11 protein-coding genes are annotated in these 11,764 nt (G+C 41.0%); 8 read left to right on the top strand and 3 right to left on the bottom strand.

What is annotated here, in order from left to right; all coding sequences use genetic code 11:
* Positions 1-120 precede the first annotated feature (120 nt).
* The 3 genes from DC498_RS04745 to DC498_RS04735 all read left to right on the top strand — a co-directional run bounded on the left by DC498_RS04745 (position 121) and on the right by DC498_RS04735 (position 1,968).
* The gene (locus DC498_RS04745; protein ID WP_116872998.1) at positions 121-507 is read left to right on the top strand and encodes a hypothetical protein; all 387 of its coding nucleotides are present in this window, start codon (positions 121-123) and stop codon (positions 505-507) included.
* A 25-nt stretch (positions 508-532) separates the two neighbouring features.
* A complete protein-coding gene (locus DC498_RS04740) occupies positions 533-904 on the top strand; it encodes a hypothetical protein (protein WP_116872997.1) in 372 nt (123 codons plus the stop codon).
* Between the two features lie 128 nt (positions 905-1,032).
* On the top strand, positions 1,033-1,968 hold the full coding sequence (locus DC498_RS04735; protein WP_116872996.1) for a cytochrome-c peroxidase: 936 nt from the start codon (positions 1,033-1,035) through the stop codon (positions 1,966-1,968).
* 64 nt (positions 1,969-2,032) lie between these two features.
* Here the strand turns inward: DC498_RS04735 and DC498_RS04730 are convergent, their stop codons facing one another.
* Both DC498_RS04730 and DC498_RS26095 read right to left on the bottom strand, forming a co-directional pair.
* Positions 2,033-4,210 carry a hypothetical protein gene (locus DC498_RS04730; protein WP_133176764.1) on the bottom strand — a complete coding sequence of 726 codons (2,178 nt, stop codon included), beginning with the start codon at positions 4,208-4,210 and terminating at the stop codon, positions 2,033-2,035.
* An 87-nt stretch (positions 4,211-4,297) separates the two neighbouring features.
* Positions 4,298-4,438: a hypothetical protein gene (locus DC498_RS26095; protein ID WP_165813753.1), complete on the bottom strand. Its 141-nt coding sequence runs from the start codon at positions 4,436-4,438 to the stop codon at positions 4,298-4,300.
* Positions 4,439-4,529: 91 nt separating this feature from the next.
* On the opposite strand from DC498_RS26095, the gene DC498_RS04725 reads away from it, so the two are divergent.
* The 5 genes from DC498_RS04725 (at position 4,530) to yiaA (ending at position 9,318) form a co-directional block, all read left to right on the top strand.
* Entirely contained in the window at positions 4,530-6,881 is a 2,352-nt protein-coding gene (locus DC498_RS04725) for a TonB-dependent receptor (protein WP_116872994.1), read from the top strand.
* Positions 6,882-6,982: 101 nt separating this feature from the next.
* Positions 6,983-7,450: a CYTH domain-containing protein gene (locus DC498_RS04720; RefSeq protein ID WP_116872993.1), complete on the top strand. Its 468-nt coding sequence runs from the start codon at positions 6,983-6,985 to the stop codon at positions 7,448-7,450.
* Between the two features lie 310 nt (positions 7,451-7,760).
* Positions 7,761-7,961: a dodecin family protein gene (locus DC498_RS04715; protein WP_116872992.1), complete on the top strand. Its 201-nt coding sequence runs from the start codon at positions 7,761-7,763 to the stop codon at positions 7,959-7,961.
* A 248-nt stretch (positions 7,962-8,209) separates the two neighbouring features.
* On the top strand, positions 8,210-8,773 hold the full coding sequence (locus tag DC498_RS04710) for a Crp/Fnr family transcriptional regulator (protein WP_116872991.1): 564 nt from the start codon (positions 8,210-8,212) through the stop codon (positions 8,771-8,773).
* A gap of 80 nt (positions 8,774-8,853) precedes the next feature.
* On the top strand, positions 8,854-9,318 hold the full coding sequence (gene yiaA / locus DC498_RS04705) for an inner membrane protein YiaA (protein WP_116872990.1): 465 nt from the start codon (positions 8,854-8,856) through the stop codon (positions 9,316-9,318).
* 60 nt (positions 9,319-9,378) lie between these two features.
* Here yiaA and DC498_RS04700 read toward each other — a convergent pair whose 3' ends face one another.
* Positions 9,379-11,718: an ABC transporter permease gene (locus tag DC498_RS04700; RefSeq protein ID WP_116872989.1), complete on the bottom strand. Its 2,340-nt coding sequence runs from the start codon at positions 11,716-11,718 to the stop codon at positions 9,379-9,381.
* Between the last annotated feature and the right edge of the window lie 46 nt (positions 11,719-11,764).

Genomic DNA, 11,764 nt, shown 5'->3' with positions numbered 1-11,764 from the left:
ATATCAAACATATTAATAATCAGTTTTTTAATTATTAAAACTTCAAAGGCATTTGCAACAACAGCAAATGCCTTTTTTTATTTGGAATGATAGTTTTGAAACTGAATAAAATATATTGACATGAAAAACTTACTGGTAACCATCACTGCGGTGTTAGCCTTTTATTCCTGCGGCAGTACCACCTCAAAAAAAACCGTTCACAGCCTCGTGGGAGAATGGGATGCGCATTTAAGCTATGAAAGCAAGCCCTATGTTTTTCTCGCCCGGTTCAGGGCAAATGGCAGCTACGATGGATTTATGGATGGGAAAAACTTTGTAAGCGGAACGTACAGGACTGCAGGAGATTCTTTATATATCACAGATGGACTTTGCAATATGGCTTACGAAGGTTTGTATAAGCTTACTTATTATGGCGATTCGCTCAGGTTTGACGTACTAACAGATACCTGCAGGCAAAGAGTAGAAGGTTCATCCGGGCTGGCAGTAAAAAGGATAGCAGGAAAATAACGCCTTACTTAAAATCAGTTTACGCATGAAAAATATAATTGTCCTTATTGTTACCGTTGTTTTTGTTGCCTGTGGCGCACAAAAAACAGAACATAATGTATTTGGTAAGTGGTCTGTAAAATTTAAAAGCGGACCGCTGGCCGAAGTCCGCTTTCATAAAGACGGCACACACGATTACATTATAGACGGTAAACTATTCAGCAGTGGAAAATCTGTTTTCAGTAATGATACGTTGAAAACATTTGATCCTATTTGTAATGACGAAGGCGAATATTATGGCATTTACAAAGTAGATTTCCTGCAGGGTGACAGCATCCGGTTTATTGCGATAGAAGATAGCTGTAAACCGCGTGTTTACGATATAAACAACGCTGTGCTGCACCGGATCAATCCTTAATGAATATTTAAACCATTAAAAAGTGAAGATCATAAGAAGGAAACCTGATGTTCCTTAACTCCTGAATGTTTTTAATTACCATGTATGCAAAATTCCATGTGGCAAAAAGTAAAATATAAAATCAACACATGAGAAAGTATTTTTTTATAATAATTATTTCAGGCTTTTTTGCTGCAGCACCTCACCTGTTTTGCAAAAGTGGCAATACTATGCCCGATAATGCAATTGCATTGGGCAAACAACTGTTTTTCGACACCATTTTATCCTCCACCCAAAAGATCAGTTGTGCCAGTTGCCACAAACCGGAATTTGCTTTTGCCGATACCAGCGCCGTAAGCCTTGGCGTGTTTAACAGGAAAGGAACCCGTAATACACCATCTGCCATGAACCTGAACAATGCCGCTTTCTTTTTTTGGGATGGAAGGGCAAAAACACTGGAAGAGCAGGCTTTGATACCTATTGCCAATCCCGATGAAATGAACCTGCCTGTTGACAGCGCCATATATCGTTTGCAGCAAAGCGCATTTTACAGGGTAGCATTTCAAAACGTATACAAAGAAAAACCTTCAGCAAAAAACCTCGGAAAAGCGCTGGCAGCATTTCAAAGCTCAATGGAAACAAACAATTCACCTTTTGACGACTGGAAAACCAGGGAGGATGAAAAGGCTGTAAGCGAATCAGTAAAAAGAGGATTCACGTTGTTTAATGGTTCTGCCAATTGCGTGCGTTGTCATTTCGGCCCGGATTTCAGTAACACCGAATTCAGGAATATCGGTTTATTTAACGGTAAAGAACTGAATGATAGTGGCCGCGCTGCCATCACTAAAAACCCGGATGAGCTGGGTAAATTTAAGATCGGTCCATTGCGCAATATTGCTTTAACCGCACCTTATATGCATAACGGCATGTTTAAGACCCTGCGGGAAGTAATTGATTATTATAATGAGCCTGACAGGTTTGTGCCTAACTCCATCAACCGCGATGTTTTACTCAACAAGCCTTTGGATTTATCGGAGCAGGATAAAACTGATTTAGAAAATTTTTTGAGATCACTCACGGGATAGCACTCATTAAAAAAGCGTTGACAATGTCAACGCTTTTTAATTATTTATAAAAACTACATTATCCCTAACCATTCCGTCTTTCAGCAGGCCTTGTTGCCGGTTTTTTTGCCGGTTGTGCAGGGCGGGGTTGTACTGCCGGTTTTGTAGCTGGCTTGGTTGTCTGTGCAGGTCTTGTTGCAGGCCGCGTTTGCGGTGTAGATGGTTTTGTTGCAGGTCTGGTAGATGGTTTCGGGTTAGCCGGTCTCGGGCTCGTTGGCCTTGAGGGAGTGGTTGTACCCGGTCTTGTTGCAGGTCTTGTTGGTGTTGTAGTGCCCGGTCTTGTTGCAGGTCTTGTTCCCTGGTTATTGCCAGGGCGTGTGGCGGGTCCGGAAGGTCTTGCAACCGGGCGGGTAACACGATCTCTTGTAATAACTGCCGGTCTGTTATTGTACACATTATTCCTTGCAATGGGCCGGGCCGGGCGTGCAACAGGCCTTGTATTCCAGTTGGGAGGGCGGTTGGTAGTTACATTCGGGTAATGAGGAGGCCTTCCCGAAGGGCGGTTACCATAATATCCCCCATTCCATCCCCAGGGGCGATATGGCGGACGGAACATGGGCGGTCCAAACCATCCCCATCCTCCGGGTCCATAATAATTGTGATAATGAAACCATCCGTAATTAAAGCTCAACCCCCAGCTTATACTCCATCCGCTCCATGGGTTATACATCATACCAAAGCCCCAGGTAAAAGGACGCGGGTAATACCAATGCCCGTACCAGGGATGGTAATGCCAGCCGGTGCCCCATACCATAGTGTTATAGTAGCGATAGCTGCCGAGGTATCCCGGTGTATAGCCAACATATACGTATTGCGGCGTTGTGTGATATACATGCACATATTTTGCATTATACGCGCTGCTGCTGGCAGGTATTTTTTCAACATCAGAAGGTCTTTCATTTGCAACCTCCCACGGCCCATCAGGATTATTACTCTTGAACCATATACCATTCTCTAACGCGTAATACTGGTTGTTCGGCGCCTGCATCACAGTAATATTGCTGTTTTCAGCAAGCAGGAGATTGGTATTTTCTATCTGCACAAATTTAGGAGCGCCATCATAGGTTACGGTGCACTTTGCTGAGCTGCGTTCAACCTTTGCCGTTTGCGGAATATTTGCATCAATGATAGCATCTTCCGCTGCTGCTGTTCCTGCCACACTTGCCAGCACGCCATCTTTTTCTGACCCATTAGGAATAGAAGCAAAAGCTGCAGGCAGCTTATCAGAAGGCACATACTCCCATGGGCCCTGTATATTGGTACTCGCATACCATCGTCCTGAAAGCAGGATAAAATTCTTTTGCGATTCAACATCCTTAAAAATTTCATCAAGCGAATTATCAACATATAACAAGGTAGAACCTTCTACTGCTTTATAGGTTGGCTCGCCCTCTGTTTGCACAATTTCCGCAGGCACAGTGCTCACTAATATATCTGTTGGCTCAGTAAATTTCACTTCCGTTTCTTTGTCTTCGCTTTCCTCTTTTTTCTCCTGTTCTTTAAGGGCAGTATCAATGGTTTTTATTTTTGATGGCAGCGTTTTCACATTTGTCCAGCCGCTTTTTACCTGTGTTGAGCTGTACCAGAAGTTGCCACCATACAGGTAGTACTTTTTATCGTCAGGATTTTTAATAATAAGGTAAGGGGAATTAACAACCCTTACCATTTTAAGGTCATCGTCCTGCTGCTCTACGGGTTCTCCGTCAAGCACAATCAACGTGGTAGGCCTGCTCCTGTAGTATACCACCGGAGGATCAGTTTTTATGCCGGATTCCGTATCGGCCTTCTCCTGTTGCAGCATATCATTCAGCCGCTTCAGGCCTATGCGGATATTCATTGGCGGCACACCACTTTCCACTATCTTTTTCAATGTTGCTTTACTGGCTTCATCCCCATCAGCAAATTTTGATTTGGTAACTGTAATCGTTTTCACCGTGGCGGTATTATTCCCCTCCGGCGCCAGGTTCGCGTCAAACCACATTACACCAAACGTGGGCTCATCGCCTGCTGTTTTACGTATAGATACTGCCGCCCTGGCTGTAACATCATTACCGGTATATTTTTCGGGCTGAGGCTCAAATATGGAAATCACTGTTCCGTCAGAAGATGTGACATCCTTTGGCCATGTATCCTGTGCATTGCCCGGCAAAAACGAAAGCTGTAACAAAAACAGCCCAAACGTTATGAATAGGAAAGATTTCATGCTGTAAAGGTTTGTGATAATTGCATAATAAATGTACTTAGTATTTATCAATGCGTAAATAAAAACTACCGGCTCCGGTTAAACGAATCATGAGTAAAAAATTTTATTGAGGCCGGCTGTATCGCCCTGGTGAAGCGATAGTGGCGACGCTCCGTTCATCTGTATCGCTCCGCGCAGCACATGGGCGGCAGACTTAAAAGGTTCAATCAAAATAACATCTGCATTCATTTTTCAGCAGATTACTCATTTAAAACAATTTTTTACACATTATGCTTTTAAAGGAAAAAATTTATTTGTATATTAATGAAAACCCTGACTTATGCATAAAAAACTCTGTTTGTTTTGCGTTGTCAGTATCAGTTATCTCACCTCGCTTACCCAACCCATTACTCAAACCATAAAAGGAACTGTTATTGACAAAGATTCCCGTCGTCCGCTTACCGGAGCCACTGTTTTTATTTCGGAAGATAGTTTGCACCGGAGTGTGGTTACCAATGAAGCAGGCATTTTTATCTTGACAAAAATACCTGTGGGCCGAAGAATTGTGCAATGTACCCATAGTGGATACGCGGATTTTGCCACCGACAATTTTGTTGTAAGCAGCGCTGGGGAAACGAACCTGGTGCTCGAGCTTGAACAGCAGTTCACACAGCAAAAGGAAATTATCATACAAACATCCAAAAACCCCAAACAGCCGGTCAACAAATTATCTGTTGTCAGTACAAGGTCGTTTACTCCCGAAGAAACGCAACGCTATGCTGCCAGCGTAAACGACCCGGGAAGAATGGCAATGAGTTTTCCGGGTGTGCAGCCAATGCGTGATTCAAGGAATGATATTGTGATCAGGGGAAATTCTCCGGCAACCATGCTCTGGAGGCTTGAAGGCGTTGATATACCCAACCCCAATCATTTTGCACGAAAGGGCTCCAGTGGTGGCGGTATAACTATATTCAGCAGCAGCATGCTCGATAATTCAGATTTTTCTACAGGTGGTTTCCCCGCAGAATATGGAGATGCATTATCAGGCGTGTTTGACATGCGTTTCAGGAAAGGCAATCCGGAAAACAACAAATACACTTTTAAAGCCAGTCTTATCGGGCTGGATTTTTCAGCGGAAGGCCCGCTAGAAAAAAACAGGAGTTCCTTTCTTGTTAATTACCGCTATTCAACACTGGGTATTTTAAGTTCACTCGGGTTTCATCTTACAGATGAACGTGAGCGTAATACCTTCCAGGATCTGTCTTTCAACCTGAATTTTCCATCAAAAAACAATCGTTCTGTATTTAATATCTGGGGTATTGGAGGAGTGAGTAAAGAAGATTATTCTGCCGTAGAGCCTCAATCAGACTGGAATGAATATGATGACTATGCCGTGTATGATTTTAAAACCAATATGGGGGCAGCAGGAATCGGGCACAGTTTGCAGGTAGGAAAAAGCGGACTGCTGAAAACTTCTGTTGCTATAATGGCACAAAAAATAATTTACAGGGATGACACGCTGAATACATCAAAACAACCATATACTATAAATGATGAGTTGTATGATAATAACCGGTTTTCATTCGCCATTTATTATAATACAAAACTCGGCAGCCGGCTTACCTGGAAAACCGGCGCATTCATAAGCAGAATAGGCTATGGATTTACCCAGGGTATATACGATTTTGATGATGCTGTTTATCGCAAAAATATTATTGATGGAGAAGGTAATACCTGGCAATGGCAACCATATACTCAATTAAGCTGGAAGCCGCTCAGCAAGCTTACTGTTAATGCAGGCATTCATTATTTGTATCTTTCACTTAATAAAACAAATTCTGTTGAACCACGCATGAGCATACAGTATAAGCTCAATGCCAGTCATAGTATAAGCTTTGCAACAGGCCTGTATGGAAAAACCCTGCCTTTAGGATCATACTTTTACAAAAATGCTGCAAACAGTTTTCCAAATCTCGATCTCGACATTATACGTTCCACACATTTTATTGCAGCCTATGATGCATTACTTAAAAAGAACTGGCGTTTTCATTTGGAAGCATACCTGCAGCAATTATCAAGGGTGCCGGTAGTGAATGATGTTAACCGTACTTTCTGGCTATTGAATATGATAGAAGGTTATGCAAACGAGGCTTTGGTGAGCAAGGGTAATGGTAAAAATATTGGCGTTGATATAACTGTTGAAAGATTTTTCTCCAGGGGATTTTTCCTGCTCGGTGGTTTTTCCATATTCAACTCCACGTTTCAGCCTTTAAACGGCAGGAGTTATAATACGCAATATAACAATCGTACCGCAGGACATTTTACAGCAGGCAGGGAATGGAAATGGCGAAAAGAGCAAACTTTTACTGCAGGTGGAAAAATGTTATATAACGGCGGAATGCCCATTACTCCATTAGCGGTAAACAATACAACAGATTCAAGAAAGCCGGTATTGAATGAATCTGCTCCATTCTCAACAAGAATTCCTGCATACTTCAGAACAGATGTAAGATTTGCGCTGCGAAAAGACAGGACAAAAACCGCATGGATGCTTACACTTGATATACAAAATGTTCTCGGCATAAAAAATACAGATGGGTTAAGCTACAGGTATGATCTAACAACCAATCAATGGGTATATAAAAAATTAGCCGGGCTGGTTCCTGTAATAGGGTATCAACTGGAGTTTTAGGAAAGTTATAGCGGAATAAATTTACACTCCTTCCAAAAAAAGTATTTTATATTTTGTTTACAGATGCGATGGCATAATTTCAATACACGAAACTGATCTTTATGCCACTCGAAATAGAACGCAAATTTTTAATAAATCATAATAAGTGGAATACTCTTCCCAAACCGCAGGGCAAACTTTACCGGCAGGGCTATCTTTTAAATGATATTCATAAAACCATTCGTGTAAGACTGAGTAATGAAAACGCTTTTATAACCATTAAAGGAAAAACAACCGGTGCAACACGAAGTGAATTTGAATACAATATTCCATTAACCGATGCGAAACAATTGCTGGATAATTTTTCCAATAATGAAATTTCAAAAACCAGGTATAATATCTCTTATAGAAGCAAGCTTTGGGAAATAGACGTATTTCATGGAGAGAATGAAGGATTAATTGTTGCGGAAATTGAACTGCAATCAGAAGGCGAACCATTTGATATACCGGATTGGGTAACGGAAGAAGTTACTCATGATCCGAGATATTACAATGCCAATCTTGCTGTATTGCCTTTTAAGCGCTGGTGAAATGACAAGTTGGTGCCTACAAGTAATAGGTTGGTGTATTTCAATTTTTCGCATGTAGATACTACTGTTACCGCAGATGCCTCGTGCCTCGGCATGACAAACTGCGCAGATAAGTTCAGCAGTAGAACAATCGTTCAGCATTTGTACTATTGTTCAGCATATATTCAGCCGCCTGTCATGCCGAAGCACGAGATATCTGCATATGATTGTTCAACACACGAAAAATTGAAATACCCCCTAATAGATAAAGTCCTGAAAAAAAACTACCTTTCATAGTATAATTTATTTGTTAACAGAAAAACGTATTGTTATGCCTATTGTAAAAGTTATTGAAGTAATTGCTTCTTCAGAAAAAGGAATTGATGATGCTATACGGCAAGCTGTTGCTGAAGCCTCTAAAACAATAAGAAATATTGATTCTGTATATGTGAAAGATATTAAAGCACATGTAAAAGATGATAAGGTTATTTCTTACGGATGTATCTGTAAAATTTCTTTCAGGGTTGATTAAGTAACTTTCTCCAAATCCATATTAATGCTTCTTCTCATAGTTCGGCGCTATAAGGAGCAATTTTTTATTGGCTTCTGTGTAAGCTTCTTTAACCTGGCTTTTATTAGCTTGTTATATGGTGATAAACCTCATAGGGTCCCTGTGCATCGAACCTGTAATGTTTGCCGGGCTGCGTTGCAGCCCGGCAAACATTACAGGTTTTTAGTCCCACTCAATACGCATCAAACGATTAAGTATTATTTTGCAATATGCAACAACTGCTTACCCATTTACACGGATTTTATAAATTAAACGAAGAAGCGCAGCAGGCGCTGGAAAATTGTTTTGAGGAAATAACATTATCCAAAGGCAGTTTCCTTGTGAGGGAGGACAGCGTTTGCAGGCATTTATATTTTTTGCAGAAGGGGGCGTTGCGCGGATTTTATAATCTTGAAGGAAAAGAAATAACTCACTGGTTTGGTTTTGAAAACGATTTTGTTACTTCCTTTCACAGCTTTATAACGGGTGAGCCTGCAGTTGAAAACCTGCAATTATTAGAAGGGAGTATTTTATATGGCATTTCTAAAGAAAAGCTTACGGGCTTGTACAATCAGTATCATGAAATAGAGCGGTTGGTAAGAATAGTGTATGAAAAATATTATATCCGCTTAGAAGAACGTTATGTAAACGCGCAGTTTAAAACTGCCGCAGAACGATATGAAGCATTGCTTACCAATATGCCGCATATTATTGAACGTGTTCCATTAGGTTATATATCTTCTTATCTCGGTATAAGCCAGGAAACTTTAAGCCGTATAAGAAGCAGGCTTTAACAAATCATGTTTTACAATTTGACTATTGTCAAAAGCAATACGCCAACCGGAAAATAGATTTGTTTCCATAAATATTTTATATGGAACAAAAACCATCCCTTCAACCATCAGCCGCGTTTATCGGCGCGTCATGGTTCGCCCTTTTAACCGGCATAACTGCATACAATATCGGTCTCTGGAATGCTGATATGCAACTCAATGAAAAAGGTTATTATTTCACCGTACTAATGTTCGGCTTATTCTCTGCCATATCCGTTCAAAAAGCTGTTCGCGACCAGATGGAAGGTATTCCTGTTACGAATCTCTATTATGGCATAGCCTGGTTCACCACTATCCTCAGTATCATATTGCTTACCGTTGGGCTGTGGAATGCTGATTTAACAAGAAGTGAGAAAGGATTCTATGCCATGTCGTTTGTGCTCAGTCTTTTTGCCGCTATTGCTGTGCAAAAAAATACAAGAGACAGTAAGTCCGGTAAAAACGAAGAAACAAAGCAGTCATCTAACAGCACAGAAATTACAGCTCATTATTCGCAGAAAATTTAAAGAGGAATAAACAGTTGGGGGTGAGTTGCTACACTCATCCCTTTTTATTGTATTTGCAGCTTATTCTGCCCGCAGCCCTTTTACCGGGTTTACCAATGCCGCTTTTATAACTTCTCTGCCAATCATTACAAGAGTAATTATCAAAAGAAATACTACCGGCACAACAAACATCCACCAGCTTAGCTGAATGCGGTACGCATACGATAAAAGCCAGTGATGCATGAGGTAACCTGCCAACGGAAGTGCAATGATCATTGCCCAGGCAAGAAGCTTTATATAATCTTTTGTAAGCAAAGCAAGCAATTGGCTTATGGTAGCACCCAATACTTTTCGTACAGACAGTTCTTTAGCGCGTTGCGCAATGATCAGGGTTGCTAATCCGTAAATACCGAGGCAGGAAATGAAAATGGCAAATACAGTGAACCAGTTAAACAGCCGCATGGTAATATTATCCTGCATATACTGTTTGTTTACTGTATCATCTACAAAAGCGTAATCAAATACTGTTGCCGGGAAATGCCTTTTAAATATGCTTTCTACTACGCTGAGGTTTGCCGGGCTTATTTTTACTGTAGTTGTATTAGCCGGGAAGGTATTCCATATCATTACCAGCGGTTCAATTGTGTTGTGCAGAGACTTGAAATAGAAATCCTTTACTACACCTACAACTTTGCCTTTGTGACCAAATCCTTCTATATCTTTTCCCACCCCCGACTGCCATCCCATTGTTCTTAAAAAGGATTCATTCACCAGAAATGCTTCGTTTTTATCCGTTATAATACTATTAGACAGGTTTCTTCCTTCCAGCAAATGCATTTGAAAAACAGGTAAAAACCAGTCGTCAATAACATAGTAGGTGCAAAGTATTTCTCTTTTCTTTCCTTCAAATGAAGTATAGGTGCTTGCCAAAGTGGCATCAGCCATGCCATAACCAACGGTAACGCCTTTAACGGCACTTTGCCGGCGGAGATCGTTCTGAAACGCTTTAACAGCACCCTGGTAGACAGAATCGCGTGGAAGAAATATATTGAGCAACTGATCTTTTGAAAAGCCAAGGTCTTTCTCCCTGATAAATTTCATTTGCTGATGGATAACTATAGTGCCCACAATTAAAACAATCGCTATGGTAAACTGTGCAATGGTTATAGATTTACGCAGCCAGACAGCTTTAATGCTAAAACGCCAGCTACCTTTTAATACACTCACCGGATTAAAACCAGACAATACAAAAGCCGGGTATAACCCTGCAAGCAGAAGCGTGGTAACAAAAATAACCGCGACCAGGATAGTTGCCGCCACTGGATCAACAGAGAGCCTGGTTTGCAAAAGTGTGTTTAAAAAAGGCAGGGTCGCCTTCACCAATACTACCGATAATAATAAGGCTCCGGTAACCAGTAAAAATGATTCAAACAAAAACTGTCTTACCAATTGAAATTTACCGGCGCCGCTTACTTTACGTATCCCTACTTCCTTTGCCCTTTCAAATGACCGCGCCGTACTAAGATTGATATAATTAAGTATAGCGATCATTAATATAAAAACGGCAAGCAACGCAAATATGTAATTCGATTGCTTATTGCCTTTTGGCGTATCCATTAATTTTCCCTGGCTGAAATGAACATCAGATAAAGGCTCTATTTCCATCTTGGCGCTGTAACCTGTAGACCCATCCGTATTTAGCAAAGGATCAATATTTTTCTTAGCCAGCGCCGTAAGCTTTTTTTCAAAATTTTTGATGTCCGCATTTTGTCTGAACAACACATAAGTGTATAAATCAAAATCATCCCATGTGGCTGTGGCCGAAAAATCGGCAGACAACAAAGCATTGATATGAATATCGGAATTGGCAGGACGGTCTTTTACAACGCCGGTCACCAATAGCGGTGTTCCATTACATACCAGGGTTTTCCCTAAAGGAGATGTATTGCCAAAATATTTTTTGGCTACGGATTGGGTCAATACAATAGATTGAGGCTTTTGCAAAGCGGCAGCACTGTTGCCCTCAATAAAATCGAAGCTGAAAACGGAAAATATATCAGCATCTGTCCTGTAAAATTCTTCTTCTTTAAAAACCTCGTTATTGCATTTTACAGCTTGAGCAGCATTGTCTAAACGCACAGCCGTCACCACTTCAGGAAAGTTTTGTTTCAAGGCATCTGCCAGTGCAGTCGGGCTTGAGGCGATCATAAAATCAGATTCAGGCGCTTTAATGGTAGACGCTACCCGCGCAATGCGGTCTGCATTCCGGTTATACCGGTCGTATGTAAGCTCAAATCGTACATAAATAAATATGATTATGCAGGCTGCAATACCAATAGACAAGCCAAGTATATTAATGCCCGAAAAGATTTTATGCTTTAATAAATTCCGCCACGCAATTTTCAGGTAGTTTTTAATCATAAGCACAATTAAATAGGTGAACCATCAACAAAAAAATCTCTGCTAT

This window comes from Terrimonas sp. (assembly GCF_003075435.1).
In the GTDB taxonomy this organism is placed as follows: domain Bacteria; phylum Bacteroidota; class Bacteroidia; order Chitinophagales; family Chitinophagaceae; genus Agriterribacter.
Note: the sequence above shows the minus strand (reverse complement) of the source record. Positions and strands in the feature narration are given on the sequence as shown.